The 22854-nt window shown below is 67.1% G+C and carries 22 protein-coding genes and 1 pseudogene; 8 read left to right on the top strand and 15 right to left on the bottom strand.

Annotation, left to right across the window (positions count from 1 at the left end; genetic code table 11):
* A pseudogene (locus tag ACXJKM_RS19015) lies at positions 1-348 on the top strand (histone H1); the annotation flags it as partial.
* Between the two features lie 386 nt (positions 349-734).
* Here ACXJKM_RS19015 and ACXJKM_RS19010 read toward each other — a convergent pair.
* The 12 genes from ACXJKM_RS19010 to ACXJKM_RS18955 form a co-directional block, all read right to left on the bottom strand.
* Entirely contained in the window at positions 735-1871 is a 1137-nt protein-coding gene (locus ACXJKM_RS19010) for a zinc-ribbon and DUF3426 domain-containing protein (protein WP_457354339.1), read from the bottom strand.
* A gap of 79 nt (positions 1872-1950) precedes the next feature.
* The gene (prmA, locus tag ACXJKM_RS19005; RefSeq protein ID WP_056203552.1) at positions 1951-2847 is read right to left on the bottom strand and encodes a 50S ribosomal protein L11 methyltransferase; all 897 of its coding nucleotides are present in this window, start codon (positions 2845-2847) and stop codon (positions 1951-1953) included.
* Positions 2844-4193, bottom strand: a complete 1350-nt coding sequence (gene accC / locus ACXJKM_RS19000) for an acetyl-CoA carboxylase biotin carboxylase subunit (protein WP_457354337.1) — start codon at positions 4191-4193, stop codon at positions 2844-2846. Before accC ends, prmA begins: the two co-directional genes overlap by 4 nt.
* Before the next feature lie 9 nt (positions 4194-4202).
* Positions 4203-4661 (bottom strand): acetyl-CoA carboxylase biotin carboxyl carrier protein, encoded by a 459-nt coding sequence (gene accB / locus ACXJKM_RS18995; protein ID WP_056203557.1) that lies wholly within the window; start codon positions 4659-4661, stop codon positions 4203-4205.
* Between the two features lie 60 nt (positions 4662-4721).
* A complete protein-coding gene (aroQ, locus tag ACXJKM_RS18990) occupies positions 4722-5168 on the bottom strand; it encodes a type II 3-dehydroquinate dehydratase (protein ID WP_056203560.1) in 447 nt (148 codons plus the stop codon).
* 117 nt (positions 5169-5285) lie between these two features.
* Positions 5286-5807, bottom strand: a complete 522-nt coding sequence (locus ACXJKM_RS18985) for a TlpA disulfide reductase family protein (protein ID WP_457354335.1) — start codon at positions 5805-5807, stop codon at positions 5286-5288.
* Complete coding sequence (locus tag ACXJKM_RS18980; protein WP_457354333.1) at positions 5804-6391, bottom strand: hypothetical protein; 588 nt, start codon at positions 6389-6391, stop codon at positions 5804-5806. Before ACXJKM_RS18980 ends, ACXJKM_RS18985 begins: the two co-directional genes overlap by 4 nt.
* A gap of 75 nt (positions 6392-6466) precedes the next feature.
* Positions 6467-7216, bottom strand: coding sequence for a monofunctional biosynthetic peptidoglycan transglycosylase (gene mtgA / locus ACXJKM_RS18975; protein ID WP_457354341.1), 750 nt, complete (start codon positions 7214-7216; stop codon positions 6467-6469).
* Positions 7180-8019 carry a shikimate dehydrogenase gene (gene aroE / locus ACXJKM_RS18970; protein WP_457354331.1) on the bottom strand — a complete coding sequence of 280 codons (840 nt, stop codon included), beginning with the start codon at positions 8017-8019 and terminating at the stop codon, positions 7180-7182. The genes mtgA and aroE overlap by 37 nt, the downstream gene beginning before the upstream one ends.
* Entirely contained in the window at positions 8016-8870 is an 855-nt protein-coding gene (locus ACXJKM_RS18965; RefSeq protein WP_457354329.1) for an energy transducer TonB, read from the bottom strand. The genes aroE and ACXJKM_RS18965 overlap by 4 nt, the downstream gene beginning before the upstream one ends.
* Positions 8871-8872: 2 nt before the next feature.
* Complete coding sequence (locus ACXJKM_RS18960) at positions 8873-10897, bottom strand: ribonuclease catalytic domain-containing protein (RefSeq protein WP_457354327.1); 2025 nt, start codon at positions 10895-10897, stop codon at positions 8873-8875.
* Between the two features lie 18 nt (positions 10898-10915).
* The gene (locus ACXJKM_RS18955) at positions 10916-11506 is read right to left on the bottom strand and encodes a YqiA/YcfP family alpha/beta fold hydrolase (protein WP_457354325.1); all 591 of its coding nucleotides are present in this window, start codon (positions 11504-11506) and stop codon (positions 10916-10918) included.
* A gap of 115 nt (positions 11507-11621) precedes the next feature.
* Here ACXJKM_RS18955 and ACXJKM_RS18950 point away from each other — a divergent pair, with 115 nt between their 5' ends.
* Together ACXJKM_RS18950 and ACXJKM_RS18945 are read left to right on the top strand one after the other, a co-directional pair.
* The gene (locus ACXJKM_RS18950) at positions 11622-14318 is read left to right on the top strand and encodes a zinc-dependent metalloprotease (RefSeq protein WP_457354323.1); all 2697 of its coding nucleotides are present in this window, start codon (positions 11622-11624) and stop codon (positions 14316-14318) included.
* 83 nt (positions 14319-14401) lie between these two features.
* Entirely contained in the window at positions 14402-14812 is a 411-nt protein-coding gene (locus ACXJKM_RS18945) for a PaaI family thioesterase (RefSeq protein WP_457354321.1), read from the top strand.
* A gap of 151 nt (positions 14813-14963) precedes the next feature.
* Here the strand turns inward: ACXJKM_RS18945 and mpl are convergent, their stop codons facing one another.
* Genes mpl through thiD form a run of 3 tightly spaced genes read right to left on the bottom strand, consistent with a single transcriptional unit; the run spans position 14964 to position 18607 of the window.
* Entirely contained in the window at positions 14964-16325 is a 1362-nt protein-coding gene (gene mpl / locus ACXJKM_RS18940; RefSeq protein WP_056199486.1) for a UDP-N-acetylmuramate:L-alanyl-gamma-D-glutamyl-meso-diaminopimelate ligase, read from the bottom strand.
* A 29-nt stretch (positions 16326-16354) separates the two neighbouring features.
* Positions 16355-17641 (bottom strand): glutamate-1-semialdehyde 2,1-aminomutase, encoded by a 1287-nt coding sequence (gene hemL / locus ACXJKM_RS18935; protein ID WP_457354319.1) that lies wholly within the window; start codon positions 17639-17641, stop codon positions 16355-16357.
* Between the two features lie 18 nt (positions 17642-17659).
* Positions 17660-18607, bottom strand: coding sequence for a bifunctional hydroxymethylpyrimidine kinase/phosphomethylpyrimidine kinase (gene thiD, locus ACXJKM_RS18930; RefSeq protein ID WP_056199479.1), 948 nt, complete (start codon positions 18605-18607; stop codon positions 17660-17662).
* Between the two features lie 182 nt (positions 18608-18789).
* Between thiD and ACXJKM_RS18925 the strand changes: the two genes are divergently transcribed.
* From ACXJKM_RS18925 to ACXJKM_RS18905, 5 genes are all read left to right on the top strand, one after another.
* Complete coding sequence (locus ACXJKM_RS18925) at positions 18790-18942, top strand: rubredoxin (protein WP_056199756.1); 153 nt, start codon at positions 18790-18792, stop codon at positions 18940-18942.
* Positions 18943-19012: 70 nt separating this feature from the next.
* Positions 19013-19417 (top strand): response regulator, encoded by a 405-nt coding sequence (locus tag ACXJKM_RS18920; protein WP_056199476.1) that lies wholly within the window; start codon positions 19013-19015, stop codon positions 19415-19417.
* An 11-nt stretch (positions 19418-19428) separates the two neighbouring features.
* The gene (locus tag ACXJKM_RS18915; RefSeq protein WP_056199473.1) at positions 19429-19794 is read left to right on the top strand and encodes a response regulator transcription factor; all 366 of its coding nucleotides are present in this window, start codon (positions 19429-19431) and stop codon (positions 19792-19794) included.
* 84 nt (positions 19795-19878) lie between these two features.
* Positions 19879-20409: a chemotaxis protein CheW gene (locus ACXJKM_RS18910; protein WP_056199470.1), complete on the top strand. Its 531-nt coding sequence runs from the start codon at positions 19879-19881 to the stop codon at positions 20407-20409.
* Between the two features lie 72 nt (positions 20410-20481).
* Positions 20482-22854 (top strand): methyl-accepting chemotaxis protein, encoded by a 2373-nt coding sequence (locus ACXJKM_RS18905; protein WP_457354316.1) that lies wholly within the window; start codon positions 20482-20484, stop codon positions 22852-22854.

The raw sequence follows: 22854 nt of genomic DNA, 5'->3' as shown, positions 1-22854 counted from the left end.
CCGGCCAAGAAGGCTGCGCCCGCCAAGAAGGCCGCTCCGGCCAAGAAGGCTGCACCCGCCAAGAAGGCCGCTCCGGCCAAGAAGGCTGCGCCCGCCAAGAAGGCCGCTCCGGCCAAGAAGGCTGCACCCGCCAAGAAGGCCGCTCCGGCCAAGAAGGCTGCTGCGCCCAAGAAGGCCGCTGCCAAGCCCGCCGCGAAGCCTGCTGCCAAGAAGGCCGCAGCTCCGAAGAAGGCTGCCGCCAAGCCTGCCCCGGCTGCCAAGCCTGCCGCTGCTGCAACCGCTCCTGCGGCCAAGACGGCTCTGAGCCCGCAAGCTGCCTGGCCCTTCCCGACCGGCAACAAGCCCTAACCAGGCGATCCGCTGACTCGCCGCCGGGTGGTTCGTCCACCCGGATCCCGGCGAAGCAGGCAACCCGGCCCCGAAATTTTCGGGGCCGGGTTTTTTATTTCCGGCGCACTGTTCGCAGGGCCGGGATGCATCTGCTAACGGCTTGTCCGGGCGATGCGGCATGGTCCTACAGGGCCCGCGAATCTGCCGACCTAAAGTCAATTCCGGGCGTAGACCCCTTGCCTCTCTCCCCGCAGCACGCCAGCGTGTTCCGGCCTGACGTCTGACGTTGGTCGAAGCGCTCAAGTCTCAGGGACTCGCATGGGCTCTGCGCCTTTCCCATTGGGACGGCAACGAGGCCATGACGGTGCGGGGTGGCCGTTGATGGGCAGTCGGAGTCGACGCTCTCAGGGGTAGAAGATGTTGACGCTGTAGCCGCTGACCTTCTGGCCACCCGTTCCGAACACCAGGCTCAAGGCCTGTTCAGAATCGGCATTGACCTGCGTCAGCACCGGGGACAGGGTTTCGGGACCGAGCACGCGGCGGGAGAAAGCCGCGCCGTTGGCATCGGTCAAGCTCAATTCCACCCAAGGCGCGGCGACGTCCACGCTGGTCTTGTTGCGCAGCGCGAGATTGAGCTTGTAGCTGCCGGCGCCCACCGGGCTGAGCGCCGTCGATTCGATGCTGAGCGCCTCGATGCGCCGCCACGGTTTGACCTCGCAGCCGGCGGCGCTGCACAGCGCCTTCAATGGCTCGCGCAGGGGCGGGTGCAGGGCGGCAATGGCGTCGCGAAAGTGCAGCGTCACCTGCAGGGCCAGCAATGCGGCAAGCAAGAGGGATGCGACGCCGAGGGCCACACGCACGGCAGGGCGATTCCAGCGAGCGGTGTTCTCGGCCTTGCGCATGAACTCGGGCACGAGTCTGCCGGGCGCCTCGGCCTTGCCGGGCTTCTGCGGCTTGGCGGCTTTGGCGACCTTTGCGGGCTTGCCCGGCCGCTCCGCCGGCTCGGCCGTGATGGGAGCCATCTCGGCCATCGACGGTTCCGGCCCGGCATCACGCGCCACCATGGGCGGGGGGGCGGCAACCGGCTCGCTGGCACGGTCGTCACCCACCCAATGAGGCTCGGGCCTGGCTTCCTGCCGACCGTACTCGGAGGGCCAGCCGGTAGGCAAGGCCTCGGCACGGGGCTCGGGTTCGGGGGGCGGCATCCAGTCCGCTGGCGGTGTGTAGACCGGGGGCGGAGGTGGTGGAGGTGGAGGCGGTGGCAGGGGCAGGGGCTCGGGCTCCGGCACCACGGTGGCCGGCGCGTACTGTGGCGGCCAGGGCGGTGGAGCGTCCCGCTCGATGTCGAACAGCAGTTCGCGGGCGTCGAAGATCTCCGCGCAACGGCCACAGCGCACCCAGCCATCGGAGACGCGCAACTGGTCCTCGACGATCCTGAAGATCGTTCCGCAGGCCGTGCAGCGCGTTGCGAGGCTCACGGGTGCACCCTTCGCGCTGCGCGCTTGCCTGGCCGACGGAGCGGCCAGGCGTTCGTCAGGCATGAGATGCCCTCAGGGCGTCTCAAGTCCGGGCTCACTCCCGCCAAGCGGGAATGAGCACCTTCGGGCGGCCGTGCGGTGCTCATGCCGCTCGCTGGGCCGTCATCAGGATCCAGCCATCCTCTTCATCGCTGACTTCAAGCGCCAGCCACGGCGCGTAGGCGGCCTTCAGTTCCTCAGCCTGGCGGCTCAGGATGCCAGCCAGGATCAGGTTGCCGCCGGGCGCGACATGGGCGCAGAGCAGTGGTGCGAGCAGCTTCAGCGGTGTGGCCAGGATGTTGGCCATGACCAGCGGGTACTCGCCCCGGGCCAGCTCCGGCAGGCCGGGTTTCAGTGTGACGCCATTGGCCGCCGCGTTGTCGCGCGACGAAGTGACGGCAGCCGGGTCAATGTCGACGGCGTCGATGTCACGCGCGCCGTGCAGGGCCGCGCCAATGGCAAGGATGCCGGAGCCACAGCCATAGTCCAGCACGCGAATCCAGGGCTGGGAATGGGTCGCGATCCAGCGCAGGCACATGCGCGTCGTTGGATGCGTGCCTGTACCGAAGGCCAGCCCGGGGTCCAGGCGCATGACGCGTTGGGCCTGCGGCGGTGCCTCGTGCCAGCTCGGCACGATCCAGAACTCGGGCGTGATCTCGACTGGCGCGAACTGGCTTTGCGTCAGGCGCACCCAGTCCTGCTCGGGCACAGCCTGGATGGCTTGCACATGCACATCCGTAGCCCAGTCCTGGGCCAGGATCAGCGTCGCCGCCTCGGTGGCCTCGGGCTCGGTGGGAAAGAGGGCCTTGACGACCGAGCGCTCCCAACCGGCGGCGGGCGCCGGCATGCCGGGTTCGCCGAACAAGGCGTGCTCAGCCTCGGTGTCTGCGTCGGCATCCTCCACCGAGACCGCGAGAGCGTCGATCTCCATCAGCGCATCGCTGACGATCTCGACGTCGGCCTCGTGGCAGACCAGGGCCAACTCGAAGAGGTTGCTCATCGCTTGTGGGCAGCCATCCAGCCTTCAAGGTAATGGATGGATGTGCCGCCTTCGATGAACTTGGCGTCGGCCATCAGCTCGCGGTGCAGCGGGATGTTGGTCTGGATGCCTTCGACGACCGTCTCGCTCAGCGCGATGCGCATGCGCGCCAGGGCCTGCTCACGCGTGTCGCCGTGGACGATGATCTTGCCGATCATGGAGTCGTAGTTGGGCGGCACGAAGTAGTTCGTGTAGGCATGCGAGTCCACGCGCACGCCGGGCCCGCCCGGCGCGTGCCACATCGTGATGCGGCCGGGCGAGGGCACGAACTTGACCGGGTCCTCCGCGTTGATGCGGCATTCGATGGCGTGGCCACGCATCTCGATCTGGCGCTGCGTGAACGGCAGCTTCTCGCCGGCTGCGATCTTGATCTGCTGCTGCACGATGTCGATGCCGGYGRYCATCTCGGTGACCGGGTGCTCCACCTGGACGCGCGTGTTCATCTCGATGAAGTAGAACTCGCCGTTTTCGTACAGGAACTCGAAGGTGCCGGCGCCGCGGTAGCCCATCTTCTTGCAGGCCGCCGCGCAGCGGTCGCCCACCTTTTCGATGTTGCGACGCGGGATGCCGGGTGCCGGCGCTTCCTCGATGATCTTTTGGTGGCGGCGCTGCATGGAGCAGTCGCGCTCACCCAGCCAGACGGCGTTCTTGAAGGTGTCAGCGAGGATCTGGATCTCCACATGGCGTGGGTTCTCCAGGAACTTCTCCATGTAGACCTCGGGGTTGCCGAAGGCCGCACCCGCTTCGGCGCGTGTCGTCTGCACCGCGTGCACCAGAGCCGCCTCGGTGTGCACGACGCGCATGCCGCGCCCGCCGCCGCCGCCGGCCGCCTTGATGATGACGGGGTAGCCCACCGATCGGGCGATCTTGATGATCTCCTTCGGGTCCTCGGGCAGGGCGCCTTCGGAGCCGGGCACGCAGGGCACGCCGGCGCGGATCATGGCCTGCTTGGCCGAGACCTTGTCTCCCATCAGGCGGATGGACTCAGGCGTTGGGCCGATGAAGGTAAAGCCGCTGCGCTCGACGCGCTCGGCGAAATCGGCGTTCTCGCTGAGGAAGCCGTACCCGGGGTGGATGGCTTCAGCGTCCGTCACCTCGGCCGTCGCAATGATGGCCGGCATGCTGAGGTAGCTCTGGGCCGAGGGCGCCGGGCCAATGCAGACGGCCTCGTCGGCGAGGCGCACATATTTGGCGTCGCGATCGGCTTCTGAATAGACGACGACGGACTTGATGCCGAGTTCTCGGCACGCTCGTTGAATGCGCAGAGCGATCTCTCCGCGATTCGCAATAAGGACCTTCTTAAACATCGAGTGGCCTCACTCGATCACGAACAGCGGTTGTCCGAACTCTACGGCCTGGCCGTTCTCGCACATGACCTTGGTGATCGTGCCGCTCTTGTCGGCTTCGATCTCATTCATGATCTTCATCGCTTCGATGATGCAGATGGCTTCGCCTTCCTTGACCTGCTGGCCAACGTCGGCAAACGGCTTGGCGTTGGGGCTGGACGCACGGTAGAAGGTGCCGACCATCGGCGACTTGACGATATGGCCGGTCTCGACCGGCGCGGCGGCCGGGGCCGCTGCGGCGGCGGGCATGGCGACCTGGGCCGGTGCATGGGCGACGGGAGCGGCGGCGTAGACCGGCTGCATGGCCACGGCGGCGGCCGGGTCGGCCTTGACGATGCGGACCTTGCCGTCGGCCTCGGTGATTTCCAGCTCGGAAATATTGGATTCCGAGACCAGGTCGATCAGGGTTTTGAGCTTGCGAAGGTCCATCTTGGCTCCAGGCGGTGTTGTTGTTGTGGGGGAAGAGAAAAAGCGGCGCGAGACCGGAGGTCAGGCGCCGGCTTCCAACGATTCGAGGGCGTGGCGCAGCGCAAGGCGGTAGCCGTTGGCGCCGAGGCCGCAGATGACGCCCACCGCCAGCTCACTCATATAGCTGTGGTGGCGGAAGGCTTCGCGGCGGTGGATGTTCGACAAATGAACTTCGATGAAGGGCAGGGCCACAGCCGCCAGCGCATCACGGATGGCGACACTGGTGTGGGTGTAGGCGGCCGGATTGATGATGATGAAGCGCGTGCCGTCGGTGCGCGCGGCCTGGATGCGGTCGACCAGAGCGCCTTCGTGGTTGCTCTGGAAGCTGTTCAGCGTGGCGCCGGCATCCGTGGCGATCTTGCCGAGTTCGGCATCGATCTGCGCGAGAGTCTGCGCGCCGTAGACCTCGGGCTCGCGGGTGCCGAGCAGGTTGAGGTTGGGGCCATGCAGGACGAGAACTTGCATCAAACATGTGGCGGCGCGCCTGCCCGAAGGTCTAGAGAGTCGCCACTAAATTGAGGAAGGGCGAACTTTACGCGTTTTGGACCCGATTTCCTGCTGGATAGGGAAATTCTCGGGGGCGCGTCAGCTTCGGGCCAATTGGCGCAGTTCTTCCAGGCGACTCACGCCCAGACGCCGCCAACTGATCTCGCCGGTCTCGTCGAAAACGACGGAAAAGGGCAGGCCGCCGGCCGGATTGCCCAGTTCCCGCACCAGCCCCAGGCCTTCCGGCCCGGCCAGCGCGACCGCGAAATCCAGCGGCGTCTTCTGCAGGAAGGCCTTGACCGGCTCGGCCTGGTCCACCGCCAGGCCCAACACCTGCCAGCCCTTGCCCTTGGCTTCCTTGTAGAACTGGTTGATCTCCGGCAGTTCCTTGACGCAAGGCGGGCACCAGGTGGCCCAGAAGTTGACCAGCAGGGGCTGGCCGCGCCAGCGGGCGACGTCCAGGTCGCTACCGTCCAGGGCAGGGAAGCGTCGCGCCCAGAATGCTTGGGCGACGACGGAAGCCACCGGTGGGTTCAGCTTGCGCCAGGCGAAGGCGGCGCCCAGGGCTGCGGCCCCGACGCCGGCGCCAGTCAGGATCAGGCGGCGGTTGATGGGCGTCATTCGGCGGCCTCCAGGAGGTTTTGCAGCGCGGCCAGGTCGCCGCGCTCGGTCATGCCGCGCGCGTCGGGCTTGAGGGCGCCGCGCAGGTCGTCGAAGTCCAGGATGGTCAGGCACAGCGTCACCCGCTCGCCCAGGGTGGCGCAAGGTGCATCCAGGATGAGCATGTCGACCTGCCGGCCACGGCCGGCTGTCGTTTCGGCCACGTCGAAGTTGATGCCGCGATCCAGCAAGGCGATCTCGGCCGCCTTGCTGTCGTCGCAATACAGCTGCAGGTGAACATTGGACAGCCGTGTCGCCGTGCCGCGCCAGACGGCGCCAGTCAGGTGCGGGCGGAACTCGGCCAGGCGCGCCATCCACTGCGCGGCCAGCTCGCGCAGGGCCCGCAACTCGGCCGGCTGAGTGTCGGCATGGAAGATGGCGATGTGCTCGCGCACGGCGTCCTCGACCTCGTCGTTGCCGGGCAAGGCGGCGCGCGGCGCGCCCAGGTCGCGGGCGGCGCGCTGCTTGGCCGGGCCCCAGTCCATGCCCTCGTCGACGATGAGGCGGGCCGCGGCAGCGGCGATTTCTTCGGTGAAGTCGCTCATGTCAGTGGCGCACGGCCGTCCGAAGCACTGACGCGCCCCCTCGGGGGGCAGTGAGCGAAGCGAGCGTGGGGGTGGTCATGGCGTTTGGGCGCTGTTCATGCGGCCGACGATGAGGCCGGCCCGGCCCATGACATAGGCCGAGCCCGGCTGGCGCTCGAAGCGCTTGGGCGCCGGCAGCATCACCGCCAGCCGCGCGGCCTCGAAGGCGCCCAGGCGTGACGCATCCGTGCGGAAGTAATGCCGCGCCGCGGCCTGGGCACCGAACAGGCCTTCCCCCCATTCGACACTGTTCAGGTAGATCTCCAGGATGCGCTGCTTGCTCAGCAGGCCTTCCAGCATCAACGTGAGGATCAGCTCCTGGCCCTTGCGCAACAGCGTGCGCTCGCCGGAAAGGAACAGGTTCTTGGCAAGCTGCTGGGTGATTGTCGAGCCGCCGATGACCTTGGCCACACCTTTGCCGCGAGCTTCCACGCGGGCCTGTGCCTTCTCGTTCTTCTTCCAGGCGCCCTTGAGGGCCTCCCAGTCCACGCCGCCGTGCTGGGCGAAGCCGTCGTCCTCGCTGGCTATGACGGCGCGCTTGAGCGTGGTGGCCAGTTGGGCGTCGTTCACCCACTGCTGGCTCCAGGCGACCTGCTGTTTTTCCTTCAACAGGCGCACGGCCTCGCTGCGCTGGAAGCTGGTGGACTGCGGTGCGAGGACGTTCATCAGCGCGATGCGGCCAGCAAACCAGAGCTGCAGGCAAATGACGGCCAGGGCCAGCACAGCGACGAGTCGGCCGATGTGGCGGATCACAGCGCGGCCCCCAGCTCGGATTTCAGCTCGGATCTCAGCGCTTTCAGCACCGGCGCCGTGTCTGGCCGCACGCCGCGCCAGAAGAAGAAGGCCTCGGCCGCCTGCTCGACAAGCATGCCCAGACCGTCGCGGGGCTCGGCGCCGTGGGCGGCGGCCCAGTCCAGAAAACCTTGCGCCTTGGGGCCGTACATCATGTCCAGCGCCAGCGCGCTGCGGGCCAGCACGCGGGCATCGACCGGCGAGGCCGCGCCGGCGAGGCTGGTGCTGGTGGCGTTGACGACGATGTCTTGCGCAGCGGGGGCCTCCGCCAAGGTGACCGCGGCAAGGGGGACGCCCAGGTCGGCATGGCTGGCCACCAAGGCCTGGGCCTTGCCCACTGAGCGGTTGGCGATGGTGATGCGCGCCGGCCTGGCCGCGATCAGGCTGCCCAGCACGCCGGCCGCCGCGCCTCCGGCGCCCACCAGCAGCACCTGCAGGCCTTCCAGCGGCCGGCGGGCGTTGCGCTGGATGTCGTTGACGAGACCGACGCCGTCGGTGTTGTCGCCCACCCAGCCGCCTTCGTCGAAGCGCAGCGAGTTGACGGCGCAGGCCAGCGCGGCGCGTTCCGTATGTTCGGTGGCCAGCGCAAAGGCATCGAACTTGAAGGGTACGGTGATGTTGCAACCCTTGGCGCCAGCGGCCGCGAACGCGCGCAGCGTGGCCTCGAAGCCATCCAGCGGCGCAAGCAGCCGCTCATAGACGAGCTGCTGCCCCGTCTGCTCCGCAAACATCGCGTGGATGGCCGGCGAGCGGCTGTGCGCCACCGGATTGCCCGCGACTGCATACCTATCAGTCATTGCGGCTGCCCCTGCAAAGTCGTTTCCAGGCTTTCGTCACGCGTGAACTTGAAGCGCGATGTGATGACCAGCACCTCAGCCCCGCGCAGCATCTCCTTGCTGAAATTGCCGAAGGGCGAGGCCGCCTGCACGATGGCGACGGCGCGCTTGTCCAGCGTCGGGTTGCCGCTGGAGGCGACGATCTCGGTCTCGATGACGCGGCCCTTGTGGTCGATGTGGATGTTCATGGTCAGCTCGCCATAAAGCTTCTTGCCGCGCGCCTCGGGGAAGTCGCGCGTGCCGCGCTCCTCGATGCGGCGGCGCAGGCCGTCGTAGTACTGGGCGTAGACCACCTCGCGCGTGGCCGGGCTGACGTAGCGCTTGCGCGGCCGGGCGCTCTCATCGTTGACGCGCTTCTCGATCTCGGCGAGCAGGTCCACGAGCTGTCGGCGTTTCTCGGCCAGGGCGCGCTCGGCAGCGTCGGTCTTTTCGCGGCGCGGGTCAGGCGGGGGCAGCAGGGCCAGCTCGCGCCTCACCTGGGTCAGCAACTGCTGTTGCTGCTGCTGCAACTGGGCGATCTGCGAGCTTTGCGCTTCGGCCGCATCACCCACTTCGCTTTGCCGCGCCGGTGGCAGTGGCGAAGTCGCGCGGCCGGTTTCCATGTTGCCGCCGCCGGCCAGGTTGGCCTGGGCCAGGGCCTGGGCCTTGACGGGGGCCTCGTTGGAGCGCGTGTTGACGAGCACGACCTCCAGCGGCGTGTCCTGGAAGATGCGGTTGAAAGCCTCGGGCGCGGCGATGCGCAGACTGCCCAGCGACGCATGCACGCCGAGCGAAATACCCAGCGCGATCTGCAGCGTGGTCAGCTTTCGCATCGTCAGGGCGCCGGAGCCGCTTCCGCCTCCGACTCATTGACGTCGATGGCCAGCGTCAGCGGTGCCGCGGCGGCTTCGAGCTCGTCCTCATCGCCTTCCGCTTCCTCCGCGGCCGGCGCTTCATCCAGCCGCTCGATCAGCGTCGCATGCACGTCCAGCGTCATCTCGTCCAGGCCGGTGATGCGCACCTTCACATGGCTGCCGCGCGGCAGCGAGTCGCAGCCCAGCGCCTTGAACACCAGCGGCAGGTCGTCGGCGCGCACCAGGCCGTCCTTCATGACGGCGGCGGTCAGTTCGGTCGTGCCGTTCTGCTGCAGCCAGCGCAGCGTCCAGAAGCGCTCGATGCCGTTCTGGAAGCCGTTGTAGGCCATGTAGGYGGACTCGAAGCCCGAGATGATGGAGAACAGCTGCGCGTCCTTGGGCTTGAAGGGCGCGGCCAGCGCTGCCATCTTGCCGTGGCGAGCGCAGGCAATGATCTGCCACTGGTTGACCAGGTCGACATAGCGGCGCAGCGGCGACGTGGCCCAGGTGTACTGCGCCACACCCATGCCGGCATGGGGCAGGGCCTTGACGCCCATGCGCACCTTGATGCCCGGCGCGAGGCTGGCCTGGCTGCGGTAGATGCCGGGCAGGCCCAGCTCGGCCAGCCAGCCACCCCAGGCGGAGTTGGCCAGGATCATGGCCTCGGCCACGATCAGGTCCAGCGAGCTGCCGCGGGCGCGCATGCTGATCTCGACGGACTCCGTGCCGTTCGGCGCCTCCGAGCGTTCGCCGGCAAGGCGGAAGTTGTAGTCSGGCCGGTTGAAGTTCTCSGGYTTGCCGCGCACGACYTCRCGCTGSGCCTTCAAGTGCTTGGCCAGGCGCCAGGTGAAGGCGAGTTCGCGTGCGAAGGCGTAGTCGGCCGGCGCCTCGCCCGACAGCGTGGCGTCGGTGACGATGCCGTCGAGCTTGTCGTGGCGCAGGTTGGCGGCGATGTGCACGCGCTCCAGCCTGGTCTCGCGTGCCTTGATCTCGAAGGTGGCCTCATCCATCGTGAAGTAGATGGAGACTGCCGGGCAGTCGCGGCCCTCGATCAGCGTGTAGGCCTGCACGACGTCGTCGGGCAGCATGGTCAGCTTCCAGCCCGGCATGTAGACGGTGGACAGCCGCTCGCGGGCGACCTTGTCGACGGCAGAGTCTGGCGTGATGGCCAGGCCAGGTGCGGCGATGTGCACGCCGAAGGTGACGGTGCYCGTGCCCAGCCCCTGCACCGACAGCGCATCGTCGATCTCGGTGGTCTGCGAGTCGTCGATGGAGAAGGCCTGTGCCGGCGATAGCGACAGTTCGTCCTTGATCTCCGGCGCCGTCAGCGCCGGGAAGCCGGCGCCCTTGGGGAAGTTCTCGAACAGGAAGCGCTTCCAGTGGAACTGGTAGGCGCTGGTGATGGCGCCTGCTCCTTGCAGCAGGTCCAGCGGCGCCTTGTGCGACTTCTTGCTGGCCTCGACCACGGCCTTGTACTCGGGGCCGTTCTTGTCGGGCTTGAAGAGGATCTTGTAGATCTGCTCCTGGATGGGCGCAGGGCAGGTGCCCGCCGCCAGTTCGTCGGCCCAGGCCTCGATCTGCAGTTGTTGCTGGCGCTTGCGCTCGATGCCGAGCAAGGCCGCCTTGACGATCTCCTCGGGCGCCTTCTTGAACTGCCCCTTGCCGGCGCGGCGGAAGTAATGGGGCGCCTCATACAGGCGAAACAGGGCGGCGGCTTGCTGCAGGGTGCCGGCCTTGGCGTCGAAATAGTCGCGCGCCAGGTCGGCGAAGCCGAATTCGCCTTCGGGGGCGAATTCCCAGGCCAGGTCGAGGTCGATGTCGTCGGCCAGCTTGCGGGCCTCCGCCAGCAACACGGCTGGCGCCGGCTGCTCGAATTTCAACAGCACGTTGGCGGACTTGACCTTGACCCGCTTGCCCGAGTCCAGCTCGACCTGCAGCGAGGCATCGGCCTCCGACATCACCCGGCCGGCGAGAAATTTCCCGGCGTCATCAAACAGCGCAAACATAGGAGGGCGATTGTCGCCTCAGCCTTGAAGGTGTTTCAGCAAGCCGGGCAGGTGGTCTTCGAAGTCGGTCAACCCGTGGTCGCTGCCCTCCAGCACCTCGCCGTCGCAGCCGGCATAACGGGCCAGCATCTCGCGCCAGTCCAGCAGCTCGTCGCCCTTGGCGATCAGCGCGTAATAGCGCAGCGGCTTGGTCAGCCTCGCCGGTGGCGTCAGGGCGGCCAGTTCCGCCACATGCTGGGCCGTGAACTCGAACTTCAGCTGCGGGTCGTGCCAGGCCGTCAGCGTGCCGATGTGGCGGGACAGATCGCGCGCCGGGTCCACCGCGGGGTTCAGCACGGCGACGCGCCAGCCGCGGTGAGCGCGCTGCTCGGCCAGCGAGGTGGCGTAGAAACCGCCCAGCGAGCTGCCGATGACGGCGGCACCCTCGGATGGCCAGGCCGCCACGATTCCGGCGACAAGGGCCATGGCGTCAAGCGGGGAGGGCGGCAGCTGCGGGCAGGCGAAGGTCAGGCCCGGCTGTGTGGCCGCCCAGGCGGCCATTCGCAGCGCTTTGGCCGAGGCCGGCGACGAGCGAAAGCCGTGCAAATAGAGCAGATGAGTCAACGACATGACGGAAGTTTTTGCGTGAATTTCTGCCGCTCCGCGACGGGGGAGGGCTCCGATTGACGCGAGTGTCGCTCCCAGCCACAGTGCCTGCCTTTCCGCAATCCCGGACCGTCACCCCATGATCCCGATGCCCCGCACCGCCCTGGCCGCCGCCGCCCTGCTCGCGCTGGCTGCGGTTGCCCACGCCCAGACCCCGCCCGCGCCCAATGGCGCCGCTTCGGCCCCCGGCGCCGCCGCTTCGGCACCCGCTCCCGCCCGCCCGCCGGCCGACCCGACGGCGCCCAAGCCCTTTGCCGAGATCATCAAGGGCGCCAAGGAGCAGCCCGGCCTGTTCCCGATCTGGCGCAAGGACGAGAAGGTCTGGATCGAGATCCCCAAGGAAGCCTTCAACAAGCCCTTCCTGTTCAGTGTCAACGTCGCCAACGCCGTCGGCGAGCGCGGCCTGTACGCCAGCCAGATGCTGGGCGACGAGCTGGCCGAATGGCGTCGCATTGGCAACCATGTGCAGCTGATTGCGCTGAACACCAAGTTCCGCACGGACAACCCGTCCAGCAAGCTGGCCATCGAGCAGGCTTTCTCGCCCAGCCTGATCGGCGGCGTGCCGGTCGCCAGCGCCGACCACCCGGACCGCAAGTCGGTGCTGATCGACGCCAGCAACCTGCTGCTGGGCGACATTCCGGGCTACTCCACGCGCCTGGAATTTGCCTACCGCCTGCCGTTTGCGCCCGACCGAGGCAACTCATTCATCGAAGCCACCCGCGCTGATGCCCAGGTTTCCACGCTGACTTCACGCGTGCACTTCGCCACGCCGCGCATTCCCGCGCCGCCGCTGGTTCCCGTGCCCGTGCCTGTGCCCACGCCGCCTCAGGCGACGCCGGACCCGCGTTCGATGTTCTTCAGCTTCGTCTACAGCTTCCGTGCCTTGCCGGAGCAGCCGGCCGCCGTGCGCCATGCCGATCCGCGCCTGGGTCATTTCATGGAGAGCTACAGCGACTTCGGCGACGACCTGAAGGCCAACCCGCGCGTGCACATGATCGCCCGCTGGCGCCTGGAGAAGAAGGACCCGAGCGCAGCGCTGTCGGAGCCCGTGCAGCCCATCGTCTACTGGATGGACAAGAACATCCCGACCAAATACCGCGCGGCGGTCAAGGCCGGCATCGAGGAGTGGAACAAGGCCTTCGAGAAGATCGGCTTCAAGGACGCCGTGCAGGCCAGGCAGCAGCCCGACGACGCTGACTGGGACAACATGGATTCGACGCACGCGTCCGTCCGCTGGTTCACCGGCGCCGACGTCGGCTTTGCCATCGGCCCTAGCAACAAGGACCCGCGCACCGGTGAAATCCTGGACGCCGACATCGGCATGAGCGACGTCTTCGGCCGCGGCTCGCGCCGCCTGGCTTCGGACGACGTCGTGGGCTTCCATGGACACGACCATGCCGCCAGCAGCTGGATGGGTGAGCGCAGCCTGCGGCTTTCCGAGCAGCAATGCAATTACATGGCCGACCAGGCCAACGAGTTCGGCTTCGCGCTGGATTTGCTGTCCCTGCGGGGCGGGGCAGAGGGCATGGACATGAACGGCCCCGAGGCCGAGGCCCTGGCCCAGGCTGTCATCAAGGACGTGGTGATGCATGAGGTCGGCCACACGCTCGGCCTCAAGCACAACTTCAAGTCCTCCACGACGGTCACCCAGGCCCAGCTCAAGGACAAGGCTTTCACCGAGGCCAATGGCATCTCCAACTCGGTGATGGACTACAACGCCTACAACCTGCCGCTCAAGGGCGAGGCCAAGGCCAGCCTGACGAACACCACGCTGGGCGCCTACGACTACTGGGCCATCGAGTACGCCTACAAGCCCATCGTTGCGGAGCAGGAAGCGGCGGAACTCGCCAAGATCGCTGCGCGCTCGACCGAGCCCAAGCTGGCCTATGGCGACGACTTCGACCAGGGCGTCGGCGGCCCCTACGATGGCTTCGACCCGCGCACCAACCAGCGCGACCTGGGCGACGACCCACTGGCCTATGCCAAGAAGCGTCTCAAGCTCAGCCAGGAATTGTGGGATCGCGTGCAATCGCGCCCGGCCGCTGTCGGTGACGACCCGCTGCGCAACCGCCGCTCCATCTTTGAGAGCTTCCGCCAATTGGGCATGACGGCCAACAACGTCAGCAAATACGTGGGCGGCATGCAGGCCGAGCGCGTGGTGCCGGGCATCACGACCGGTCCGGCTTTCAAGCCGGTCGACAACGCCCAGCAGCGCGAGGCCCTGCGCTTCATTGCCAGCGGCCTGCTGTCCAGCGATTCGTTCAAGTTCAAGCCCGAGTTCCTCGTCACTCAGACGCTGGACTACAACGAGTGGGACCGCGGCCTGCCCATCTCCATCCCGGACAGCGTCAGTGCGCTGCAGGGCCGGGTGCTGGACCGCCTGATGTCGCCCAACACGGCGCGCCGCCTCATCGAGCAGGGCGCTTACCTGCCCGAGGCCCAGCGCAAGGGCGCGGTGTCGCTGAGCGAGGTCTATGGCACGCTGCAGGGCGCGATCTTCAGTGAGCTGAAGACCGGCGCCGAGATCGACCGCATGCGCCGCAGCCTGCAACGCGAATACCTGCGCCGCCTGCAAGGCCAGCTGAACCGTGCGACCAATGGGGCGACGGTGTACGCCGACGCTTTCTCGATGGCACGCTGGCACGCGACTCAGCTCGCCAACGAGCTGCGTGTGGCCTCGGCCAAGCCGGGCCTGTCGGTCGAGACGCGTGCGCATTTGGCGGAGACGCTGGACATGCTGAATTCGATGCTGAAGGCGTCGCTGGTGCGCAGCTGATCGGCTTCGTGCTCAATCAAAGGCCGGCTTCATGCCGGCCCTTTTTCTTGTCTTAGCATGGCCGCCACTTCGAGGGATCCGCCATGTCCACACCCGACAAACTGAATCAATTCGGTGCCAGGAACCTGCCTGGCCATCTGGGCATTGTCTTCACCCAGGCCGACCCCGGCGAGATCAAGGCTGAGCTGGTGGTGCGCGAGGAGCTGATGGCACCCAACGGCTATCTGCACGCCGGCAGCATCGTCACGCTGGCGGACAGCTGCGCCGGCTACGGCTGCATTGCCAACCTGCCGCCGGGCGCGGTGGGCTTCACGACCATCGAGCTGAAGTCCAACCACCTCGGCACGGCGCGCGAGGGCACTATCGCCTGCGTGGCCCGGCCCGTGCACCTGGGCAAGACGACGCAGATCTGGGATGCGGTGGTGACGAACAAGGAGACCGGGAAGACGATGGCTTTGTTCAGGTGTACGCAGATGGTGTTGTACGGGAAGTGAGTTGGTGTGGTTTGCTCTTGCAGGCGTCCTCATGACTCGCGTGCAGTGCCGCGGGAATCCGCCCCGCGAGGGCGGGTAACTTTCTTCTGGCGCCGCAGAAGAAAGTTACCCGGCCGCCGGGACGGACTCCCGGCAATGCATCGAGCAGACGCTATTTGGACAGAGCGTCCAACAGCTTCTCGTGGATCCCGCCAAACCCACCATTGCTCATACACAGCAAATGGTCCCCAGGCTTGGCGGCCTTGACGACAGCCGCCACCAACGCATCCACATCCGCACCCACAACCGCTGACGCACCCATCGGCGCCAGCGCCTCCTTGGCATCCCAGCTCAAACCCTGCTGATTGCAAAACGCGAGGTCCACTTCCTCCAGCGCCCAGGGCAACTGAGCCTTCATCGTGCCCAGCTTCATCGTGTTGGAGCGCGGCTCGAATATCGCGAGGATGCGGTCGACGGGCGCAATGCGGCGGCGCAGGCCGTTGACGGTGGTGCGCATCGCCGTCGGGTGATGTGCGAAGTCGTCGTACACCTTGATGCCGCGCACCTCGCCGCGCAGTTCCATGCGGCGCTTGACGTTCTGGAACTCGGCCAGGGCCGCCGCCGATTGCTCGGGCGACACGCCGACATGCTCCGCGGCGGCGATCGCAGCCAGCGCATTCAACTGGTTGTGCTCGCCGAACAGGCTCCACTCGACACGCGCGACCTTGAGGCTGCCGCGCAGCACGTCGAAAGCCTGCGGCTCGCCGCGCGCGCGCAGCATGCCGGCCTCTTCCTTCTTGGCGCCGAAGCGCAGCACCTCGCTCCAGCAGCCGCGCGCGATGACGCGCTGCAAGGCCTCCTCGCGGGCGTTGACGACCAGGCGGCCGCTGGCTGGCACGGTGCGCACGAGGTGATGGAACTGGGTCTCGATGGCGGCCAGGTCCGGGAAGATGTCGGCGTGGTCGTGCTCGAGGTTGTTCAGCACAGCCGTGCGCGGCCGGTAGTGCACGAATTTGCTGCGCTTGTCGAAGAAGGCGGTGTCGTACTCGTCCGCTTCGATGACGAAGGTCTTGCCCTCACCGAGGCGAGCCGACACGCCGAAATTCTGCGGCACACCACCCACCAGGAAGCCGGGCTTGAGGCCGGCATGCGCCAGGATCCAGGCCAGCATCGACGTCGTCGACGTCTTGCCATGCGTGCCGGCCACGGCCAGCACGTGGCGCCCCTGCAGCACATGCTCCGCCAGCCATTGCGGGCCCGATGTGTAGGGCAGGCCGGTGTCAAGGATGGCTTCCATCAGCGGGAAACGCTCGCCGCGCGTGATGACATTGCCGATGACGAAGACATCGGGCTTGAGTTCCAGCTGCTCGGCGCCGAAGCCGGTGATGAGCTCGATGCCTAACGCCTCGAGCTGGGTGCTCATTGGCGGGTAGACGTTGGCATCGCAGCCGGTGACCTTGTGGCCGGCTTCGCGTGCGAGTGCCGCGAGGCCACCCATGAAGGTGCCGCAGATGCCGAGGATGTGGAGATGCATGTCAACGCGCCCCGAAGGACGTCAAGAGATCAGCGCAATGCGGTGCGTGCGGCCGCGAGGGTGGCGTCGATATCGGCCTGGCTGTGGGCCGCCGACACGAAGCCCGCCTCATACAAGGCCGGAGCAAGATAGATGCCGGCATCCAGCATCGCATGGAAGAAGCGGTTGAAGCGCTCCTTGTCCGTCGTCATGACGGTGGTGTAGTTCTGCGGCAGATCGGGCATCAGGAAGAAGCCGAACATGCCGCCTTCACAGTCGGCGCTGAAGGGCGCGCCGTTCTCGGCGGCGACGGCCTTGAGGCCATCGACGAGCTGGCGGGTCTTGGCCGACAGGGCCTCGAAGAAGCCGGGCTTCTGGATCTCGCGCAGCGTTGCCAGCCCGCAGGCCGTGGCCACCGGGTTGCCGGACAGCGTGCCGGCCTGGTAGACGCCACCCAGCGGCGCCAGATGCTGCATGACCGCGCGCCGGGCACCAAAAGCCGCCAGCGGCATGCCGCCGCCGATGACTTTGCCGAAGACCGATATGTCGGGTGCAAAACCCGGGATGAGCCGGGCGTAGTGAGCCTGGGCGCTGCCGAGGCCGACGCGAAAGCCCGTCATCACCTCATCCAGCACCAGCAGGGCGCCATGCTGGGTGCACAGGCGGCGCATGGCGCTCATGAAGGCCACTGACGAGCGCACGAAATTCATGTTGCCGGCGATGGGCTCGACGATGACGCAGGACAGTTCGCTGCCGTACTGGGCGAAGGCGGCTTCGAGCTGCTCGACGTTGTTGTATTCCAGGACGACGGTGTCGGCCGCGGCTCCCGGCGTGACGCCGGCACTGGTCGGGTGGCCGAAGGTGGCCAGGCCGGAACCGGCTTTCACGAGCAACGCGTCGGTGTGGCCGTGGTAGCAGCCTTCGAACTTGATGAACTTGGCGCGGCCGGTGGCGCCGCGCGCCAGGCGGATGGCGCTCATGGTCGCCTCGGTGCCCGAGCTGACCAGGCGCACCTGGTCCATGCTGGGCACGAGCTTCAAGATCTCCTCGGCCAGCTCGATCTCCCGCTCCGTCGGCGCGCCGAAGGAGAAGCCTTCGGCTGCGGCCTTTGTGACTGCTTCGAGCACGGCCGGGTGGCCGTGGCCGAGGATCATCGGCCCCCAGGAGCCGATGTAGTCGACATAACGCTTGCCTTCGGCGTCATGGATGTAGGCGCCTTCGCCGCGCTGGATGAAGCGCGGCGTGCCGCCGACGGCGCGGAAGGCGCGCACGGGGGAATTCACGCCCCCTGGAATGACGCGCGCGGCGCGCTCGAAGAGCTCTGAATTGCTGGCCATGAGAGAGGAGTCAGGAGATCAATGCATGCGCCGCGGCGTCTTGGGCGGCTGCTCGGGTTCGGGTTCGGGCTCGAAGTCGGGCGGCTCGCCGCCTTCTTCGTCCGCTGCGGGCAGGGCCCAGAAGAAGCGGTCGGGGATGACGTTGCCCATACCGGGACGAAAACCCGCATCCAGCGACTGGTCCAGGAAGGACAAGGCTTCACTGACGGCCGAGTGCAGTTCCGCGCCCACCGACAGCAGCGCCGCGAGCGCCGCCGACAGCGTGTCGCCCGCGCCGACGAAGGCCGTCTCGAAGCGCTCGAACTTCTCCCCGGTGATAGGCCCCTGCGAGTTGGCCAGCACGTTGTCCACGAACTGGTTGGGCAGCTGGATGCCGGTCACCAGCACGTGCTGGGCGCCGGCCTGGGCGGCGGCGACGGCCAGCTCGCGGGCCGACGGCGCGCGCTCGTTGTCCCAATCGGGCAGCAGGAAGTCCGTCATGGTCTTGTGGTTGCCCACCAGCACGGCGGTCTGCGGCAGCACCAGCTCGCGAAGCGCGTCCAGGTACTGCTGCTGGTCGTCCTCGTCGATCCAGGCGACGGAGGGCAGATAGGTCACCAGCGGCACGTCGGGGTAGTCGCTCAGCACCTCGGCCACGGCGCTGACGGCCTCGGCATTGCCCAGGAAGCCGACCTTCCAGGCCGTGATGGGCACGTCTTCCAGGATGTGGCGGGCCTGCTCGGCGACGGTGTCGGCGTCGAGGTTCTCGTGCTCGAAGGTCTCGGCCGTGTCGCGCAGCACGATGGCGGTGACGACGGGCAGGCAGTGCGCGCCCATAGCCGCAATCGTGGCTACATCGCCGGCCAGGCCGCCTGCGCCAGAGGCGTCGCTGGCATTGAAGCTCAGCACGCAAGCTGGCGGCGGGCTTTCCTGTTCGTCTTGGGCATCTTCGGCCGCGGGGTCGGTGGGGAGGGGTGTTGGGCTCATGGGGAAGTCATGGCGGTCGCGGCCAAATAGCAGCCGCAAAGCGTGGAGTCTGCCGCTAAAAGGGCGCTTCTGAGGCCCGGGGCACAGGCGTTTGCCCTCAGCATTGCGCTTTCGAGCCCTGGCTAGAATGATTCGATTGTAGTGAGCAAACTCTAAGCACCGTGAGCGAACCCAGTACCTGGATGTGCCTGATCTGTGGATGGATCTATGACGAAGCAGCGGGCGATCCGGAGCACGGCATCGCGCCGGGCACCGCCTGGGCCGATGTGGACATGAACTGGACCTGCCCCGACTGCGGCGCGCGCAAAGAGGATTTTGAGATGGTGCGCATCTGACTCGGCCTCACATGCCTCACAGGGGGCCGAAAGGGCCGGGCCCCGAGCTGAAGTTCCGAGGAGACGACGTTTGAACGAGCAAGTTTCCGGTGCAGGACCCACCCGCATCCTGGTCATCGACGACAGCAACACCATCCGCCGCAGCGCGGAGATCTTCCTGAAGCAGGGCGGCCATGAGGTGGCCCTGGCCGAGGACGGCTTCGATGCGTTGGCGAAGCTGGGCGACTTTCATCCCGATCTCGTGTTCTGCGACATCCTGATGCCCCGCCTGGACGGTTATCAGACCTGCGCCATCATCAAGCGCAACCCGCAGTTCTCGGGAGTGCCGGTGATCATGCTGTCGTCAAAAGACGGCCTCTTCGACAAGGCCCGCGGGCGCATGGTGGGCTCGCAGGACTATCTGACCAAGCCTTTCACCAAGGACCAGCTGCTTCAGGCGGTGCTCCAGCACCGTCGGCAAGAAGCGCGTACGTAAAGAGAACTGCCATGAGCATTCACAACATCCTGCTGGTTGACGATTCCAAGACCGAACTGCATGCCTTATCGGAAATGCTGGGCAAGCGCGGCTTCACTGTCCGCACGGCCGAGAACGCCGAAGAGGCCATGAAGCGCCTGGCCGAGGCCAAGCCCGACCTGATCCTGATGGACGTCGTCATGCCCGGCCAGAACGGCTTCCAGCTGACGCGTGCAATCACCCGCGACGAGCGCTACATCGGCATCCCCATCATCATGTGCACGAGCAAGGGCCAGGAGACGGACAAGGTCTGGGGCATGCGCCAGGGCGCCAGCGACTACGTCGTCAAACCCGTCAAGGCCGAAGAGCTGCTGGCCAAGATCAAAGCCCTGGGCTGAAATGATGACGCCCCCACGTTCACTTCGTTCACTGCCCCCCGCGGGGGCGCTTCATCGCCTTCGGGCGGCCGGGCGGCGCTGAGCATGGCAAACAAGACGGCACTCCGCGAACTCCAGCAGCGCTTGGCCGAGCGCATGGCGGCCGCGCGCGAGCAGACGCTCGTGGCGAACTGGCTGGCCGTGGAATGTGCCGGCGTCGGCCTGTTGTTCTCGCTGAAGCAGGCCAGCGAAATCTTCGCGCCCGTGCCCATCAAGCCCGTGCCCTATGCCAAGCCATGGCTGGCGGGCGTGGCCAACCTGCGCGGCGGCTTGTTCACCGTGGTCGACCTGGCCGTCTACCTGGGCTTGCGCGATCCCGCGCCTGGCCGCGCCGTGGCGGTGCAAAGCCGCCTGGTGTCGCTGGGTAGCGACCTGAACCTGAACTGCGCGTTGCTCGTCGACCGGCTGGCCGGCCTGCGCAGCGACGAGCAACTGCCGCTGGCCGAGCAGCAGCCCGCCGGGCCGCTGCCCCGTTTTGCTGGCGCCCTGCGCCGCGACGAAGCCGGGCGCAACTGGCAAGAAATCAATCTCGAAGCGTTGTCGCGGCAGGAGAATTTCCTGCACATCGTCGCGTGATGCGCGCATCTGTTTCCAAGCTTCAAGCCGCGCGCGAGTGCGGCACCACAAACACTGAAGGACGAGGGTGAGATGAGCCTGCTGGACAAAATCAGGGGAAAGTCCGAAGCCGATGATCTGCCGCTGGCGCCGCCGGAAGGCGTCGACACGACCATCGATTCGCGCAGCAACGTCGGCTTCGACGCCACCCGCAACGCCGACTCCACCCTGGCCGGCGTCGAGATTCCCGCGCGCACCGAGGTGTATCCACGCACCGAGGCGCCGTCCATCATTTCGCAGGCGGTGCCCACCGAACCGGGTCCGAACAGCGAGTTCGCGCCCAGCAGCACGATGAGCTTCGCGCCCACCACGCAGGCCGCCGACCCGACCATGCTGCCGCCCAAGGCGGCCACCGGTGCCGAGAAGCTGACCGACCTGTTCGGCCGCCACCGCCAGCGCGCACTGACCGGCCTCGTCGTCCTCGGCCTCGTCGGCACGGCCGTGTCGGTCAGCCTGGTGCTGGCCAGTTCCAGCCGCAGTGCGGCCCAGGTGCGTGCCACCGGTCAGGCGCTGATGCATTCGCAGCGCATGGCCAAGTCCGTGTCCGCGGCCCTCGTCGGCAATCCAGCCGCGTTCGCGGAGCTGCGCGAGTCGGTCAGCACGCTGAGCGGCGTCGTCAACAACCTGCGCACCGGCGAAGGCGACCTGGCGGTCGCGCCGGCCGCCGTGCAGCCGACGCTGGACATGGTCAAGCCGCTGGTCGAACGTGCCGAGAAGAACGGCAAGGTCGTGCAGTCCCAGGAAAAGATCCTGACCCAGGTCGGCCAGGCGCTGCGCGCCATCAACCGGCAGTCCAGCGACCTGCTGGAAAGCGCCGAGGCCGTGTCATCTCAAGCCCTGCAGATCGGCTCGTCGGCGGGTGAAGTCTCTGCCGTCGGCCAGCTCGTCATGCTGACCCAGCGTATCGGCAAGAGCGCCAACGAATTCCTGACCCAGGAAGGCGTCAGCCCCGAGGCGGTGTTCCTGCTGGGCAAGGACTTGAACTCCTTCAAGCTCATCACCGAAGCGCTCATCAGCGGCAGCCCCGAGCTGCGCCTGAACGCGGCACGCGACCCGCAACTGAAGGAACGCCTGCAGACCCTGCTCAAGCAGTACGAGCAGACCCGCACGCAAGCCTCTGCGATTCTGGGCAACCTGCAGGGCCTGGTGTCGGCACGTGAAGCTCAGACGGCCATCCTGAACGATTCCGAGCCGCTGCGTAAGGGCCTGGAGCAGGCCGCCGGCGAGCTGGAAAAGTCCGGCGGCGCGGGCTGGGGCCTGATCGCCTTCATGGTGCTGTCCCTGATTGCCCTGGTGGCCGGTGCCTTCGGTTTCCTGCGCCTGTTCGTGGCCGACCAGTCCGAGCGCGCGGCGCTCGCCGAAGCCTCACGCCGTGAAGCCGAGGCCCAGGAGCAAGAGGCCAAGCGCGTCAACGACGCCAACCAGGCCGCCATTTTGCGGTTGATGAACGAACTGGCCAGCGTCGCTGAAGGCGACCTGACGCAACAAGCGACGGTGACGGAAGACATCACCGGCGCGATTGCCGACTCCGTGAACTACACGGTGGAAGAGCTGCGCAACCTGGTCGGCCAGGTGCAGGCCACGGCGGCTCGCGTGACAGACACGACCGGCGCGGTGGACCAGACGTCCACCGACCTGCTGGCGGCCTCCAAGGAGCAGCTGCACGAGATCCGCGCCACCGGCGAGGCCGTGCTCGGCATGGCGAGCCGAATCACCGACGTGTCCGCGCAGGCGCAGACAACGGCCGGTGTGGCGCGCCAGAGCCGTCAGGCTGCCGAGCAGGGTCTCTCCGCGATGCAGAACAACATCGCCGGTATGAACACCATCCGCGACTCCATCCAGGAGACCTCCAAGCGCATCAAGCGACTGGGCGAGTCGTCTCAGGAAATCGGCGAGATCACGGAGCTGATCTCGGACATCACGGAACAGACGAACGTGCTGGCCTTGAACGCCGCCATTCAGGCCGCGTCCGCCGGCGAAGCCGGTCGCGGCTTCTCGGTGGTTGCGGAAGAAGTGCAGCGCCTGGCGGAACGCTCCGGCGACGCGACGCGGCGAATCGCTGCGCTGGTCAAGACCATTCAGACCGACACCCACGATGCGGTGGCCGCCATGGAGCGTTCGACGCGCGGGGTGGTGGAAGGTACGCAGCTGTCTGACGCGGCCGGCAAGGCGCTGGAAGACATCGACAGCGTGTCCCGCCAGCTGGACAACCTGATCGGCCAGATCTCGACCCAGGCCCAGCAGGAAGCCGAGCATGCCAACGAGGTGGCCTCCAACATCCAGCACATCTTCGCGGTGACCGAGCAGACGTCGGAGGGCACGCGCTCCACCGCCCAGATGGTGCATGAGCTGTCGCGCTCTGCCGAGGCGCTGCGCACGTCCGTGTCCCGATTCAAGGTCGCCTGA

It is taken from the genome of Roseateles sp. P5_D6, assembly GCF_054049415.1.
The sequence above is the reverse complement of the archived record's forward strand: the minus strand, read 5'-3'. Positions and strand labels throughout refer to the sequence as shown.